The sequence below is a fragment of the Desulfofundulus thermobenzoicus genome, from assembly GCF_009428905.1.
GTDB lineage: Bacteria > Bacillota > Desulfotomaculia > Desulfotomaculales > Desulfovirgulaceae > Desulfofundulus_A > Desulfofundulus_A thermobenzoicus.
In genome coordinates this window covers 1-14,080 of the sequence record NZ_WHYR01000069.1, presented here as the reverse complement: position 1 = coordinate 14,080, position 14,080 = coordinate 1, and the positions used below count along the sequence as shown (strand labels likewise).

General features: G+C 52.9%; 16 protein-coding genes and 1 tRNA gene. 16 read left to right on the top strand and 1 reads right to left on the bottom strand.

All coding sequences use genetic code 11. The features are described from left to right. Positions 1 to 181 precede the first annotated feature (181 nt). The 9 genes from GFC01_RS16635 to GFC01_RS16595 all read left to right on the top strand — a co-directional run bounded on the left by GFC01_RS16635 (position 182) and on the right by GFC01_RS16595 (position 8,052). Positions 182 to 259 (top strand) — tRNA-Pro (locus GFC01_RS16635). A gap of 159 nt (positions 260 to 418) precedes the next feature. Then, the gene (locus tag GFC01_RS16630) at positions 419 to 1,060 is read left to right on the top strand and encodes an adenylate kinase (RefSeq protein ID WP_152948276.1); all 642 of its coding nucleotides are present in this window, start codon (positions 419 to 421) and stop codon (positions 1,058 to 1,060) included. Between the two features lie 281 nt (positions 1,061 to 1,341). Next, positions 1,342 to 2,091 (top strand): class I SAM-dependent DNA methyltransferase, encoded by a 750-nt coding sequence (locus tag GFC01_RS16625; RefSeq protein ID WP_152948275.1) that lies wholly within the window; start codon positions 1,342 to 1,344, stop codon positions 2,089 to 2,091. Then, positions 2,088 to 2,918 (top strand): MTAP family purine nucleoside phosphorylase, encoded by an 831-nt coding sequence (locus GFC01_RS16620; RefSeq protein ID WP_152948274.1) that lies wholly within the window; start codon positions 2,088 to 2,090, stop codon positions 2,916 to 2,918. Before GFC01_RS16625 ends, GFC01_RS16620 begins: the two co-directional genes overlap by 4 nt. 360 nt (positions 2,919 to 3,278) lie before the next feature. Next, positions 3,279 to 4,454 (top strand): ABC transporter substrate-binding protein, encoded by a 1,176-nt coding sequence (locus tag GFC01_RS16615; protein ID WP_341474064.1) that lies wholly within the window; start codon positions 3,279 to 3,281, stop codon positions 4,452 to 4,454. A 218-nt stretch (positions 4,455 to 4,672) separates the two neighbouring features. Continuing rightward, positions 4,673 to 5,557, top strand: a complete 885-nt coding sequence (locus GFC01_RS16610; RefSeq protein ID WP_341474063.1) for a branched-chain amino acid ABC transporter permease — start codon at positions 4,673 to 4,675, stop codon at positions 5,555 to 5,557. A 17-nt stretch (positions 5,558 to 5,574) separates the two neighbouring features. Further along, positions 5,575 to 6,582 carry a branched-chain amino acid ABC transporter permease gene (locus GFC01_RS16605; RefSeq protein WP_152948273.1) on the top strand — a complete coding sequence of 336 codons (1,008 nt, stop codon included), beginning with the start codon at positions 5,575 to 5,577 and terminating at the stop codon, positions 6,580 to 6,582. Continuing rightward, on the top strand, positions 6,563 to 7,336 hold the full coding sequence (locus GFC01_RS16600; RefSeq protein ID WP_152948272.1) for an ABC transporter ATP-binding protein: 774 nt from the start codon (positions 6,563 to 6,565) through the stop codon (positions 7,334 to 7,336). The genes GFC01_RS16605 and GFC01_RS16600 overlap by 20 nt, the downstream gene beginning before the upstream one ends. Beyond that, positions 7,333 to 8,052: an ABC transporter ATP-binding protein gene (locus GFC01_RS16595; protein ID WP_152948271.1), complete on the top strand. Its 720-nt coding sequence runs from the start codon at positions 7,333 to 7,335 to the stop codon at positions 8,050 to 8,052. The genes GFC01_RS16600 and GFC01_RS16595 overlap by 4 nt, the downstream gene beginning before the upstream one ends. Before the next feature lie 3 nt (positions 8,053 to 8,055). On the opposite strand, the gene GFC01_RS16590 is transcribed toward GFC01_RS16595, so the two are convergent. Continuing rightward, the gene (locus tag GFC01_RS16590; protein WP_194175009.1) at positions 8,056 to 8,427 is read right to left on the bottom strand and encodes a helix-turn-helix domain-containing protein; all 372 of its coding nucleotides are present in this window, start codon (positions 8,425 to 8,427) and stop codon (positions 8,056 to 8,058) included. A gap of 115 nt (positions 8,428 to 8,542) precedes the next feature. On the opposite strand from GFC01_RS16590, the gene trxB reads away from it, so the two are divergent. The 7 genes from trxB to GFC01_RS16555 form a co-directional block, all read left to right on the top strand. Further along, positions 8,543 to 9,463, top strand: coding sequence for a thioredoxin-disulfide reductase (gene trxB, locus GFC01_RS16585; protein ID WP_152948269.1), 921 nt, complete (start codon positions 8,543 to 8,545; stop codon positions 9,461 to 9,463). 383 nt (positions 9,464 to 9,846) lie between these two features. Further along, a complete protein-coding gene (gene meaB, locus GFC01_RS16580) occupies positions 9,847 to 10,833 on the top strand; it encodes a methylmalonyl Co-A mutase-associated GTPase MeaB (RefSeq protein ID WP_152948268.1) in 987 nt (328 codons plus the stop codon). Between the two features lie 51 nt (positions 10,834 to 10,884). After that, positions 10,885 to 11,568 (top strand): metal-dependent hydrolase, encoded by a 684-nt coding sequence (locus GFC01_RS16575; RefSeq protein ID WP_341474062.1) that lies wholly within the window; start codon positions 10,885 to 10,887, stop codon positions 11,566 to 11,568. Beyond that, positions 11,558 to 11,827: a hypothetical protein gene (locus GFC01_RS16570; RefSeq protein ID WP_152948267.1), complete on the top strand. Its 270-nt coding sequence runs from the start codon at positions 11,558 to 11,560 to the stop codon at positions 11,825 to 11,827. The genes GFC01_RS16575 and GFC01_RS16570 overlap by 11 nt, the downstream gene beginning before the upstream one ends. Before the next feature lie 233 nt (positions 11,828 to 12,060). After that, positions 12,061 to 12,228, top strand: coding sequence for a hypothetical protein (locus tag GFC01_RS16565; protein ID WP_152948266.1), 168 nt, complete (start codon positions 12,061 to 12,063; stop codon positions 12,226 to 12,228). Positions 12,229 to 12,326: 98 nt separating this feature from the next. Beyond that, a complete protein-coding gene (locus tag GFC01_RS16560; RefSeq protein WP_152948265.1) occupies positions 12,327 to 12,866 on the top strand; it encodes a hypothetical protein in 540 nt (179 codons plus the stop codon). Positions 12,867 to 12,884: 18 nt separating this feature from the next. Then, the coding region (locus tag GFC01_RS16555; RefSeq protein WP_152948264.1) for a S8 family peptidase at positions 12,885 to 14,080 on the top strand (1,196 nt) is incomplete at its 3' end.

The following is a 14,080-nucleotide window of genomic DNA, read 5'->3' as shown; positions in this document are numbered from 1 at the left end:
GTGGGTTTGTCTGACCACCTGCGGGGTGGATGTCAAGGCCGCTGCCTTGAAACTAATGTTTTTGAGCGGTGAGGTCTCAAAACGGGAAAAATTTTTATGGAGATACCTACTGGATCTTGACACGGACGGACCGGAAAGTCGCCCTTGACTTTTCAATGTATTTATAGGATAATGTGTATTGCGGGATGTAGCTCAGTTTGGCTAGAGCGCACGGTTCGGGACCGTGAGGTCGCAGGTTCAAATCCTGTCATCCCGACCAGGGATTGCTCTGAAAGCCTTGAAAATCAAGGCTTTTTTATTTTTATCGAAAACCCCCGTGGGGTTCACTTTTTCTATGATAAACCTGTTCCTCTTGCCACCAATCCATGTTATAATTTTCTTAAACTAGAGAGACCACTTTATGCAGGAGGGGATGGTATTGAAGCTTTTGATTATGGGACCGCCGGGAGCCGGCAAGGGGACTCAGGCCGAAATGCTGGTAAAGGAACTGCAGATCACCCACATTTCCACCGGGGATATGTTCCGGGCGGCCATCAAAGAAGGCACTGAGATGGGGAAGAAGGCCAAGGAGTATATGGACAAAGGTGAACTGGTCCCCGATGCTGTAGTGGTGGGAATGGTCAAGGACCGTCTTCAGAAACCGGATTGTGAAAAGGGCTTCCTCCTTGATGGATTCCCCCGTACCCTGGCTCAGGCGGAAGCGCTGGACGACACTCTCAAAACCATGGACATCGCCCTGGATGCGGTGATCAATATCGCCGTACCCCGGGACAAGCTGATGGCCCGCCTGACCGGCCGGCGGGTATGCCGCAACTGCGGGGCCAGTTACCACATCCTGTTCAACCCGCCGGAGGTTGAAGGAAAATGCAACTCCTGCGGCGGCGAGCTTTACCAGCGCAGTGACGACAATGAAGAAGCGGTAGCCAACCGCCTCGACGTTTACGAAGCCCAAACCCAGCCCTTGATCGAATACTACCAGGGCAAAGGCCTTTTGAAAAATATCAACGGTGATCAGGAGATCAAGAAAGTGCTGGAGGACATTCTGGCCAGCCTGAAATAAACAGAAGGTAGTTCTGGGGAAAACATCCTGTCCGTGGTTTGAGCAAAAGTATATCCGTGAGCTGATTTTACTTGAAAACCAAAGGGAATACGAAAACCGCTGCACCCCAAGCCGTAATAACCGGGCATTTGCGCAGGAAATAATAGGGACCATTACCATACCTGATAATTTGATTAAAGGACGACCTTTAAAGACCAACCAGACCCCCGGACATACCGGGGGTCCATTACTAACAGGCAGCGGCTGATTCGGGAATAAAAGGGAGAAGGAGAAACAAAGACATGGAACCCTATACCGGACTGGCGGCCGTCTATGATTTTTTAGTGGCCGGAGTGGACTTTGAAGCATGGACGGACTATCTGGAAGAGGTCCTGCACCGGTTTGGCCATAATCCCCGGACAGTGCTGGATCTGGCCTGCGGCACCGGAAAGACTACCCTGCCCCTGGCCAGAAGGGGCTACCGGGTCACGGGTATGGATATCTCCCCGGCCATGGTGAAAATGGCAGCGGATAAAGCCCGGGAACAGGGACTGGAAGTGCCCTTTTTCACCGGCGACATGCGTTCCTTCGAGCTGGCGGAACCCGTGGAGCTGATCACCTGCTTCCACGACGGTTTAAATTACCTCCCTTCAATTGGGGATCTGGAGAAAACTTTCCGGCAGGTATATAAAAACCTGGTGCCCGGAGGGCTTTTCATCGGGGACATGAACGCCATCGGATGGCTGGCCGGCACCAAACCGGAAACGGCGGTAATCGAGGAACCGGACCTGACTCTCATCTGGCAAAGCAACTATGAGGCGCACAGCTGCTGCTGGGAAATAAACCTTATTGCTTTTATCCGCCGGGGAGAAATTTACTATAAATGCAGGGAAAAACACCGGGAATACGGATATCTGCCGGAAGAGGTGAGAGGAGCTCTCCAGAGGGCAGGATTAAAACACCTGGCCACCTTTGACGCCTTCTCCTTTAATCCCGTCCACCCGGACAGCCGCCGCCATTTTTACATCGCCCGAAAGGAGCAGGTAACATGACCCAGCATAAAGTGCCACAGGCCGGCTTTGCCATTATCGGCGGTTCCAGCACCTTCAGCCTGGATTTTCCCGCCGCCCTGAAAGCCCCCCATGTACAGATAATCGCTGAAAATCTTATTTTTCCCACGCCCTACGGGGACAGCCCGCCGTTAAAGCTGTTCGCCCTGGGCGATAAACAAATATTAACCGTTAAAATGCATGGATGGCGCCGGGGAGTAAGCCGGGCGGACGCCTCCCGGCAGCTTTTCTGGGTATTCAGAGAAGCCGGTGTGAAAAAAATTTTGGCCGAGGGCGGCGTGGGGGCAATAAACCACTTGCTGGAACCCCGGGATTTAATTACTCCCACGGATTACCTGGACTTTTCCATGCGCAAGGATGTGGGCCTAGGGGGCGAATACCTGCTGACCATGCGCCAGCCTGTCTGTCCCCACCTGCGGCAGGCACTGCTGAACGCCGCCCGGGGCAGGGCACCCGGGCGAATCTTCAAAAGAGGGATTTATGCCGTTACCGACGGCCGGCATTTTGAAAGTCCGGCGGAAATAAATATGCTCAGACAACTGGGTGCCGACATGGTCGGGCAGAGCATGTGTCCGGAAGTGTACCTGGCCAGGGAAATTGGCGCCTGTTACGCCCGGATCGATATGGTAACCAATTATGCCGAAGGAGTGGTCCGAAACTGGGAACACCGGGAACTGGCCGATATTTTTTATCAGGAAGCTTTCTCCATAGCCGGTATCCTGCTGGCGGCCACGGGTACTGTAACCACCAGCCAGGATTGCGGTTGTCCCCAATTGCGCCATTCAACCCTGCTGCGGGAAGAGCCATAAATTACCAGTAAAAATTCCTTCCCCCGGCCAATATAGATTTAGTGTATCCCGGAAGGAGGAGGTGATAGGCAGGAGTTTGTAAACCGAAATCATGTATACCGGGGCACCCATTTCATGGGTGCCCCGCTGTTTTGAATAAAATTTTCATCTGTCCCCCGCTCAGGAGCAGGAATTTAAAAGATTTTGTTGAATCATTCTGGGGAGTTGTACCTTTATAAAATATACTTGAATTGTTTAAGGAAAACCGAAGGAGCAGAAGTTCAACCAGAAGCCACCATACCTCTAAAAAAAGGAGGTGATTGTCTAATTCCTTGGACGCGTCTAATAATAGCAAAAAATAAAGAAGGAGGTTATTGAAAAGTGCGAGCAAGTCGTAAGTTAATACCAATTTTGGTTCTGGCACTATTTAGTTTGGCTATTTTAGTTACTGGTTGCGGCGGGCAATCATCAACAAGCCCGGGCACACCGGCGGCAAAGGGCGAAAAAGTAATTAAAATTGGTTTTATCGCTCCACTCACCGGTGACGTGAAAACCTTTGGCGAATCAGCTAAAAATGGTTTCAGGATGGCACTGGAACAGGCCGGGTACAAGGCCGGCGATTTTAAAATCGAGCCCGTAGAGGTTGACGATCGTAACGACGCCACAGAAGCGGTAAACGTAGCCACCAAGCTGGTCACCCAGGACGGCGTAAAGGCCATAGTCGGCTCACTGACTTCTGTTACCACCATTCCCATCTCCAAATTTGCCAACGACAATAAAATAGTGTTGATTACGGGTACGGCCACCAGTCCCAAGGTGACCGTGGATGAAGGCAAACGCAAGGATTACGTCTTCCGGGCGTGCTTCATCGACCCCACCCAGGGCACTGTGGCCGCAAAGTTTGCCCTTAATGATCTGAAGTTGAAAACGGCGGCTATCCTGTATGACCAGGGTAACGATTATACCATCGGCCTGGCCAATAACTTCAAGGACGCCTTTACCGCCGGCGGCGGCCAGGTGGTGGCCATGGAATCCTACAGCAAAAATGACATGGATTTCTCCGCGGTATTGACCAATATAGCCCAGAAAAAACCGGATATCCTCTACCTCCCGGATTACTATCAAAAGGTCAGCGTTATCGCCCAGCAGGCCCGGGGCAAGGGGATTAAGTCCGTCTTTATCGGCGGCGACGGCTGGGATTCCACCGACCTGGATTATAAGACCATGGAAGGCGGCTATTTCACCAACCATTATTCGCCACAGGATCCGCGGCCCGAGGTTAAAAACTGGGTGGAAAAATATAAACAAAAATACGGGCAGGAACCCGATGCCTTTGCCACCAACACCTATGACGCCACCAACCTGCTGCTGAACGCCATCAAAACGGCCAACAGCGACGACCCGACCAAGATTAAAGAAGCCCTGCAAAACACCAAAGGTTTCTCCATGGTCAGTGGGCAGGATATATCCTTTGACCAGAATGGCAACCCCATTAAACCGGTTACCATTCTAAAAATTGAGGGTGGCAAACAAAAATTCGTAACCGCCATCAAGTAAGGCCAGCTGATAAGCGGGGAGGCGGGTCCCAAACCCCTCCCCGCATCGGCATTTAACCAGTGCCCACATTCATGCCCGGGGAACAGCAATGGCCGGGCTGATTGCTTTACCCGGGATATGCCCGGGCCGCTGGCGGAACCGGGTATAAACGAGTATAAATAAGAGGCAGTAATTCTTAATCCGGCGACCGACGACTGTTTTTTAGGAGGCTAAACACGGTGGAACATTTTTTGGAACAGGTATTAAACGGTTTGCAGCTGGGTTTTATGTACGCACTGATTGCCCTGGGTTATACCATGGTTTATGGTGTGGTGCAGCTGATTAACTTCGCCCACGGCGACGTGTTCATGGTGGGCGCCTTTATCGGCTATTTTGGTTTCGCCGTCTGGGGGCTGCCCCTGCCCCTGGCCATCCTCACCGCCATGGTGTTCTGCGCCGTCCTGGGAGTGGTCATTGAAAGAATTGCCTACCGCCCCCTGCGTTATGCACCCAAAATAGCCGCCCTGATCAGTGCTCTGGGAGTATCCCTGTTTCTGGAATATTTCAGCAGTATGAAATTTATTTTTGGTCCCAACTACCGGGTGGTGCCCCGACCCATCCAGGAAGTGCACTGGAACATCGCCGGGCTGGAGATAACCAATATTCAGGTTATGGTTATCGTGGTGGTGGTGATCATGCTGGTTCTGCTGCAGTTTCTCATCTACCGGACCAGAATCGGCATGGCCATGCGCACCGTGGCCGTGGACCACAATGCCGCCAGGCTGATGGGCGTGAATGTGGACAACACCATTTCCGCGACCTTTGCCATTGGTTCCGCCTTTGCCGCCCTGGGCGGCGTGCTTTATGCCATCGCCTATGCCCAGATCCAACCCTTCATGGGCATAATGCCCGGCTTGAAGGCTTTTACCGCGGCGGTGCTGGGCGGCATCGGTATCATCCCCGGGGCGGTGCTGGGGGCTTTAATTATGGGACAGGTAGAAACCCTTACCTCGGCATATATTTCTTCCCAGATGCGGGATGCCATTGCCTTTGCCGTACTGATCCTGGTCCTTTTAATCCGGCCCACCGGTTTGCTGGGGCGCACCGAAACTGAAAAAGTATAGTAAGGGGTCGTGGGCAGATGAGAATTACGCGACAGACAATTATCTTTCTGGCGGGAGCGGCAGTCTTTTTCGGTGCCGTGAAGTTTCTGCAGTTTAACGGCATTCTCAACCCTTACTGGCAGCTGGTTCTGGACCAGGCTCTGATAACGGTCATTGCGGCCCTGGGTCTTTCCATAATCTATGGTTTTACCGGCCAGTTTTCCCTGGGACACGCGGCCTTCTATGGCCTGGGGGCATACATTGCCGGAGCGCTGGATAAGACATACGGAAACGGAAACATGTTATTCTTTCTGCTTTCCCTGCTGGCCGGTGCAGCACTGGCCGGTCTGGTGGCCCTGTTAATTGGCCTGCCCATTTTAAGGTTGCGGTCAGACTACCTGGGCATTGCCACCCTGGGTTTTGGTATTATTGTCAAAGTGGCCATGGAAAACAGCAACAAACTTTTTCCGGTCCTGGGGGGGGCCACCGGAATGAGCGGTACACCCCAGCTGGCCAAATTCAACCTGATCTTCCTGTTTGCCCTGCTGGTCATCCTGCTGGTGCGCAACTTCATTTCCTCCACCTATGGGCGGGCCTGTACTTCCATCCGGGAAGACGAGATTGCCGCCGACGTTATGGGCATCGATACCACCCGCTATAAAGTAATGGCCTTTGTCATGGGCTGCACCCTGGCCGGACTGGCGGGGGGCATATATGCCCATCGTTACCCATTTCTGCACCCGGCCAGTTTTGATTTTCTGAAGTCATTCGACTTTCTGCTTATTGTGGTGCTGGGTGGTCTGGGCAGTATGACCGGAACCATTGTCACAGCAGTGGGCTGGGTATTTTTACTGGAAGGACTACGAATTATTCTGGGGCAAGCCTTCATCGACTGGCGGGGGGTAATCTATGCTCTGATTCTAATTGTAGCCATCATCGTTAGACCCCAGGGAATTTTTAGCGGCAAGGAGTTGTCACTGTTATTTCCACGTCCAGTAAAAACAGTTACCGGAAAGGAGCAGGCCCATGCCGGTTCTGGAAATTAAGGATCTATCCAAGGCTTTTGGCGGCTTGAAGGCCGTTAACAACTTTCACATGACACTGGAAGAAGGGGAAATTGTGGGCCTGATCGGCCCCAACGGCGCAGGTAAGACCACGGTTTTCAACCTGATTACCGGTCTTTACAAACCCACCACCGGTAGCATTGTTTTTCGCGGCGAAAATATCACCGGCCTGCCTCCCTTTCTAATTTCCCAGCGGGGCATAGCCAGGACGTTCCAGAATATCCGCCTTTTTAAACAGAACAGCGTTCTGGATAATGTACGGGCCGTTTTTCATCCCCGTATCAACTACAATTTTTTTGACGCCATCTTCAGGACACCCCGTTTTAACCGGGAAGAAGAACGGGTCATCTCTGAAACCATGGAACTGCTGTCTATTTTAAACCTGGCTTCCAGAGCGGAGGAAAAGGCGGCCAGTTTACCTTACGGCGACCAGCGTCGTCTGGAAATTGCCCGTGCCCTGGCCGGTAAACCCGTGTTATTACTTCTGGACGAACCGGCCGCCGGCATGAACCCGGCGGAAGTCAAACGAATGGTGGAATTAATCCGGGAAATCAAAAAGCGCTTTCAATTGACCATATTATTGATAGAACACCAGATGGGCATGGTCATGAACCTTTGCGAGCGCCTGGTAGTGATGGATTTTGGCCAGATCATCGCCACCGGTACACCCCAGGAGATCCGCAACAACCCTGTGGTTCTGGAGGCCTATCTGGGTAAGGGGGTCACAGTGGCATGATGCTGGAAGTAAAAAACCTGGAAGTTTATTACGGAGCCATCCGGGCGTTACAGGGAATTTCCTTTGATGTCCGGGAAGGGGAAATTGTTACCCTAATCGGTGCCAACGGAGCCGGTAAATCCACCACCATGCGCACAATTTCCGGATTGCTCGTCCCCCGGAACGGTGAGATTATCTTCCGGGGGCAAAAAATAAACCGCATCCCGGCCCATAAAATCGTCAGAATGGGTATTTCCCATGTACCGGAGGGCAGGCTGATCTTTCCCAACCTTACCGTGATGGAAAACCTTTTGATGGGGGCCTATACCCGCAATAACCGGGCTGAAATCGAAGAAAATCTGGAGGAAGTATTGAGCCGTTTCCCCCGTTTGCGGGAAAGGGCCAAACAAATGGCCGGCACCCTCTCGGGCGGGGAACAACAAATGCTGGCCATGGGACGGGGGTTAATGAGCAAACCAACCCTCCTTATCCTGGATGAACCTTCCATGGGGCTTTCACCCTTGCTGGTAGAAGAGATTTTTGAAATCATTAAGAGTATTAACCAGCAGGGCACCACCGTTCTTCTGGTGGAACAAAACGCTTTCATGGCCCTGCAGATAGCCCACCGGGCCTACGTATTGGAAACGGGCCGCATTGTATTACATGGCACGGCAAAAGAACTGCAGGCCAACCCCCAAATCCGCAGCGCTTACCTGGGGGAAGTGGAAATTGCCTGAAGTTCAATGCTCCGCCCGGGCGCGGGACCCCGTTTTCTCCAGCCGGCTTTTTATCTGCTGAATAATATTGATATAAAGCCGCAGGTGATCCGCCGGACAATGGCGGACCAGTGAGATTAATTCCCGGCGCAGTAAATCCTCGGGGGAAATTTCCAGTTCCTCCCCGTCGTTCAGAAGCACCTCCAGGCGGATGTTTAAAGCAGAGGCTATTTTTTGCAGTGTTTTTAAAGAAGGAAGTTTATTACCCCGCTCCACCTGCCCGATATAGCTATAGTGCAGTTGTGCCCGCCGGCCCAGGTCCTCCTGGGTTAAACCCAGTTTGTAGCGGGCCTCCCTGATCCTTTTGCCGATGGCAGAATATTCTCTCGATTGCACGGCCATTCCTCCTTCTTCACGGCCGGTCCTTTGACCGCCCTTTTACCCTTGACGGGTTTATTTATTTTGACTAAAATAACTATAAAGTATAATTGAAATCAGGAGGTTTATTAATATGGCACCCTATGAAGTGGCAATTATCGGCGGCGGTCCCGCCGGACTGACGGCTGGTATATATGCCGCCAGAGCTGAGTTGAACACCGTCCTCTTTGAACGGGCCATGCCCGGCGGTCTGGCCGCCAGCACGGAATTCATTGAAAATTATCCCGGTTTCAGTGAAGGCATTGGTGGTCCGGAACTGACGGCGCAGATGGAAGCCCAGGCCAGACGTTTCGGGCTGGAAATAAGAAACAATAACATAGAAAGCATAAAGCAAGAAAACGGGCTGTTTGTTCTGGATACCGATGACGGCCCCGTCAACGCCCGGGCTGTAATTCTGGCCACCGGAGCGCAACCCCAAAGGTTGAATGTGCCCGGAGAAGAAACTTACCACGGCCGTGGGGTTTCCTATTGTGCCACCTGCGACGGGGCATTTTTCAGAAACAAGCAGGTGGCCGTAGTGGGCGGAGGAGACGCCGCAGTGGAAGAAGCCATGTTTTTAACCCGCTTCGCTTCCCGGGTCTACATCATTCACCGCCGGGGGGAACTGCGGGCCACCAGAATTGTGCAAACCCGCGCCCGCCAGAACCCGCGTATCGAATTCATCTGGCATAGTGTGGTGGAAGAGATTCTGGGTGATACCGGTGTTACCGGCGTACGGATTAAAGATGTACGCACCGGGGATACCCGCCGGGTGCCCGTGGACGGCATTTTCATCTACGTAGGCTTCCACCCGGCCAGTAATCTGGTTAAGGGGCTGGTGGAACTGGATGAACGGGGCTATGTAATTGCCGATGACCAGATGCGCACCAGTTGCCCCGGTTTGTTTGCCGCCGGTGATGTCCGCAAAAAATCCCTGCGACAGGTAGTTACCGCCGTAGCCGATGGAGCCATTGCAGCCGTAAGTGCCGAAAGGTATCTGGCTGAAAACCGCTAGTCTCCTTCTTTTCAAAAAGACAGCTGTATCTGACGATACAGCGGAGAAAGGGAGAGGAGATTAGGTTGTTATCGGCCTTTGACCCTATTGTAACCATCATGAGGAAAGGGGAAAAGGCTTCCCGGGCAAATGGTTGGATTTATTCCTCTAGCGGAAAAATAGCCGACGTTACAGTATAAGGCACCCGGTTTTTCTTCCCGGGGCCAAATTTTTTTCCCATCATACCATTCGGCTTCCTTCCCGGACCACCTAACCGTATCTTTGGGCATTCCAGGGGCATTTAGTTGTCACAGTTTTCTGACTTCATTTATTTTTGGCAAATCCGAAAGGATATACCGGAAACAGAGCGAAGATCATTTATCTATAAATGGGAGGAGTCATAAATGGAAAACGTGGAACAGCTTATCCACAGATTTCAGCGCGGTGACCCCCGGGCACTGGCCCGGGTTATTTCCCACCTGGAAAATGAAGAAAACGGTATTGAGCAGCTGATGAGCCAGATTTATCCGAAAACGGGGCAGGCATATGTTTTGGGCATAACCGGTTCACCCGGCGCGGGAAAGAGCTCGCTGGTCGATTCCTTAACTGACCTGCTGCGCCAAAGGGGTGAAACGGTGGGCATTATCGCCGTCGATCCCACCAGCCCCTTTACCGGCGGAGCCCTTCTGGGCGATCGCATCCGTATGCAAAACCATGCCACGGACCGGGGAGTTTTTATTCGGAGCATGGGTACCCGGGGCAGCCTGGGAGGATTATCCCATACCACCCGGGAAGTGATTAAGGCTATGGATGCCTTCGGGTTTAACTGGGTAATCGTGGAAACGGTGGGGGTGGGACAGGCCGAACTGGACATTATGCATGTGGCCGATACCACGGTGGTGGTTTTGACCCCGGGAGCCGGAGATGCCATTCAAACCATCAAAGCGGGTATTATGGAAATTGCCGATGTTTTTGCCATTAACAAATGTGACTTGCCCGGGGCGGCCAAAGTTGCCGCAGAAGTGGAAATGATGCTGGATATGCAGGACGACCGGCCGGGCTGGCGCCCGCCGGTGGTGCAAACCTCCACAATTGATAACCGGGGGATGGATCAGCTTCTTTCCGCCATTGATAACCACCGCCAGTTTATCGTTACCACCAAAAGCCTGGACGACATTCGCCGGGACCGGGCACTGGCGGAAACACTGGAACTGGTACAATATCTCTGGCAGCAAATGATCCGGCAGGAAATGGATCACCTGGAACCATTGCTGGAAGCGGTGGCCCGGCGGGAAAAGGACCCGTATACCACGGCCCGGGAAATAACATCCTACCTGATTCAGAAACATTGCTGCCATAAATCCCATGGCCCATCTATGGCCGGGGAATAATGCGGGTTATAATAGCATTAAGCACTTTTTCAGGAAAGGAGTGACAGGACGGTGAAAGTTACCTACCTGGGACATGCCTGTTTTTTGCTGGAAGGAGAAGCCAGCGTGCTCATCGACCCTTTTATTACCGGTAATCCGGTGGCTGCCGCAAAGGTGGAGGATTTGAAGCCGGACCTGATTCTGGTCAGCCACGGGCACGGGGATCACCTGGGAGATGCCGTGGCCATTTCCCAACGCACAAAGGCCACCATAGTGGGTGTATTTGAACTGGCCAGCTATTGCGCCCGCCAGGGTGCCCATACCCACGCCATGCATATCGGAGGCAGCCATCAGTTCGGGCCTGTAAAAGTAAAGTTAACCCCGGCCTGGCACGGCAGCGGCCTGGTGACCGACGGACCGGCGGAATACCTGGGGAATCCCTGCGGATTTGTCTTCACCCTGGACGGCAAAACCATCTATCATTCCGGTGATACCGCCCTTTTCGGCGACATGGCCATGGTAGGGCGGCTGCACCCCATTGATCTGGCCCTGTTACCCATCGGGGACAACTTCACCATGGGGCCGGAAGACGCCCTGGAAGCGGTGCATTTAATCAAGCCCAATATGGTCATACCCATGCACTATAATACGTGGCCTTTAATTGCCCAGGATCCGCAGGCATTCAAACGGGTGGTGGAAACCAAAACCCCGGCCCGGGTGATCATCCTCAACCCGGGCGAAGGTTATGAGCTATAACGACCAGCACGACCAGGCCCGGTTTCACCGGCAGGGTGAACAATTGTTAAGCATCTTGCAACAAGCTCTGGATCAGTTGCAGTCTTTACCACCAGATCCCCGCCTGGTCGCCTATGCCGCCTTTTTGCACGGACAAGTCTACGGCCTGGCCACGGCATTGCATCTTCTTTTTCCAGGAAAAGGCAACCTGGGCGAAAAGGCCGCCTTAAGTTTAAGACCGGTATTGACGGAACATCATTGTGATTGCGGGGGAAAATAAAGTTTAACCAGCAGCCATACAGGGCCGCTGGTTTTTTATTTCTACGTATTCACTCCTGCAGCCGCCCCCGGATGGCACCTGTTTATTGAATCCGGGACAAGAAAATTCCACAAAAAAAGAGATTTCTTCCAGATGAAGTAACACCAAATCCCTTACGCACATATTTTAGATCAGAACGATGCACCCGGGTGTCGTTCTCACTGATAAATTAGTCAAATGAGGAGGGGTTATCAATGCCCGATGTGGTTGAAAAACCCGAAGTGGGAACCAAGGCCACCAGTGTTACGGAAGTTTTTGCCGGCATTTTCCTGCTGCTCGTCGGTCTTCTGTTAATCCGGTTCGGCTTCTTCTTTGCAGGTGCCCTGGTCTCCGTGGTGGGGCTGGTCGTCCTGGCCTTTTAAACCCGGCAGCCTTCCACTGGAAAATGTTTTCCTGCAGTCCCGGAGGGCTACATCCACTGTAGCCCTCCAGACTCATCTCAGGAAAGGATGTGTTTAGCATGGCCGCTGATAAACCGCTCCAGGAAACCCTTTCGCAACTTCTGGAGCGTCTGGAAACTTTACACGCCGAAAAGAACAACCAGATGGAAGATGCCGGTAAAGTTTCGGCCAGTCTGGATCGCCTGGCCGAACTCATTGCCGATCTGGAACTGCAGCGCTCCCGGGAAAACAAGCTGGCCCAGAAGCTGGAAATACTGGCCAATCAAATGGACCGGCTGGTGAAGGAACCCCCGGTGCGCACGGATACGGATAAAAGGAGTTTGGAGTATACTTTGCGCTCTATTATCGCCGGAACCCGGACTGTGGGACAGGTGATTGAAATCATTGCCAACAGCGCCCAGGTAATGTTTGATTCCATCATCAAAACCTTTAATGAATATAAAGTTTCCACCGCCCAGGGAACCCGTAATGCCAAAACAAGCCTGGACCTGGCCAGGGTGCTGGATCCCATCAACGCCCTGTTGCGAAACCTGGCCAGCCAGGAGAATAAAGAAAATACCCCGGTTGCATCAGACCCCGCCGATGGTAAAGAACGCTGACCGCAAGGAGATGGCCCTATGAAGCTGTTTTCCCGCCATCAAAAGTCCGGAGGGGAAAAAATAATCCTGTTCAAAAAAAGAGCTTTTGATCAGGGACAACTGCATCCTGATTTAAAAAAGTTACTGGAAGGGTACGGGGCAACCCGCATTGAACCGCTGCCCTTTATCAATGGAGCAATTTGTTATTTTAGTTCGGATATGCAGTTCCAGGCCCTGGACAGCGAAGAAGAGATTGCTTCCCTGGAAGAAAACCACCGGGTTAAATTATACCCGGTAAAAACATCGGTCAGGGGGATGATGTTCGAACAGGAAAGGCATCAGATTATTCCCTGGGGTATTCACCGTATAGGTGCCGATGCCCTGTGGGGCTTATCCAGGGGGGAAGGGATCAAAGTAGCCGTGCTGGATACCGGCGCGGACCTGCATCACCCCGACCTGCAGGACAACATCGCCGGGGGAATCAACCTGCTGGATCACCACCTGCCCCCCCAGGATGACAACGGACACGGCAGCCACGTCAGCGGCACCATTGCGGCAGTAAACAACGGCTTCGGAGTGGTTGGCGCCGCCCCCAGGGCCAGGTTATACGTCGTAAAGGTTCTGGATTACAGGGGGGAAGGTTATTTTGCCGACATTATCAGGGCACTGCAGTGGTGCCTGAACCAGGGTATACAAATAGTGAATATCAGTTTTGGCTCGGATCAGCCCAGCCAGGCATTACACCAGTCCATCCGGCAGGTAACGGCCGCCGGAATGATTGTGGTGGCTGCCGCTGGTAACGATGGTACCTACCAGTCAGTGGATTATCCGGCTGCTTATCCGGAAGTGGTAGCCGTGGGTGCCACGGACGAACACAACCGGCTGGCCCCCTACAGCAGCCGGGGACCACAGCTGAAAATGGTAGCTCCTGGCAACCATATACTGTCCACTGGAACCGGGGGTTTCTTTCAACGGATGAGCGGCACCTCCATGGCTACACCCCATGTCAGCGGAGCCCTGGCTTTATTGATGGCCCTGCCCCCCCGACTCAAACCAGATCAAATTTTACAGATACTGTACAAAACCGCCGAAAAGCTGCCGTCCCTGTCCAATGAAGAGCAGGGAGCGGGCCTGGTCCGGGTGGATCTGGCCGCTAAAGGGCTCAACAATCCCATGGAAGTCAACGGGGAGAAAACCACTGAATTGCCGCCGCCGCCGGAGGAGGAGGAGGAGGA

What these genes read in the sequence shown, in the direction of transcription:
- trxB (WP_152948269.1), top strand. Translation starts at nt 8,543, where the DNA reads ATGGCACCCTATGAAGTGGCAATTATCGGCGGCGGTCCCGCCGGACTG.
- GFC01_RS16570 (WP_152948267.1), top strand. Translation starts at nt 11,558, where the DNA reads ATGAGCTATAACGACCAGCACGACCAGGCCCGGTTTCACCGGCAGGGT.
- GFC01_RS16560 (WP_152948265.1), top strand. Translation starts at nt 12,327, where the DNA reads ATGGCCGCTGATAAACCGCTCCAGGAAACCCTTTCGCAACTTCTGGAG.
- GFC01_RS16620 (WP_152948274.1), top strand. Translation starts at nt 2,088, where the DNA reads ATGACCCAGCATAAAGTGCCACAGGCCGGCTTTGCCATTATCGGCGGT.
- GFC01_RS16625 (WP_152948275.1), top strand. Translation starts at nt 1,342, where the DNA reads ATGGAACCCTATACCGGACTGGCGGCCGTCTATGATTTTTTAGTGGCC.
- GFC01_RS16600 (WP_152948272.1), top strand. Translation starts at nt 6,563, where the DNA reads ATGCCGGTTCTGGAAATTAAGGATCTATCCAAGGCTTTTGGCGGCTTG.
- GFC01_RS16605 (WP_152948273.1), top strand. Translation starts at nt 5,575, where the DNA reads ATGAGAATTACGCGACAGACAATTATCTTTCTGGCGGGAGCGGCAGTC.
- meaB (WP_152948268.1), top strand. Translation starts at nt 9,847, where the DNA reads ATGGAAAACGTGGAACAGCTTATCCACAGATTTCAGCGCGGTGACCCC.
- GFC01_RS16565 (WP_152948266.1), top strand. Translation starts at nt 12,061, where the DNA reads ATGCCCGATGTGGTTGAAAAACCCGAAGTGGGAACCAAGGCCACCAGT.
- GFC01_RS16595 (WP_152948271.1), top strand. Translation starts at nt 7,333, where the DNA reads ATGATGCTGGAAGTAAAAAACCTGGAAGTTTATTACGGAGCCATCCGG.